Raw genomic sequence first — 305 nt, forward strand, 5'->3', positions numbered from 1 at the left:
GGTATCGATCTGAAGTCAGGATAATTTGCTGATTACCTTCTAATAACGCATTAAAGGTATGGAAAAACTCTTCCTGTGAGCGGTCCTTCTTAGCGAAAAACTGAATATCATCGATGAGTAATGCATCTACAGACCGATAATAACGCTTAAACTCTTCTATCGCGTTATTCTGCAACGCCTTAACCATGTCCTGAACAAAACGCTCGGAGTGCATGTAAACAACTTTGGCATCTTTGTTCTTTGCCATCAGTCCGTTGCCTACTGCGTGCAGAAGGTGAGTCTTACCTAAACCCGTTCCACCATAT

General features: G+C 42.3%; 1 protein-coding gene. It reads right to left on the reverse strand.

Annotation, left to right across the window (positions count from 1 at the left end):
* A partial coding sequence (locus J0A66_RS22675; protein WP_206576058.1) for a DnaA ATPase domain-containing protein occupies positions 1-305 on the reverse strand: 305 nt, incomplete at both ends.

The sequence above is a fragment of the Bowmanella dokdonensis genome (genome assembly GCF_017254865.1).
GTDB classification, from domain to species: domain Bacteria; phylum Pseudomonadota; class Gammaproteobacteria; order Enterobacterales; family Alteromonadaceae; genus Bowmanella; species Bowmanella dokdonensis.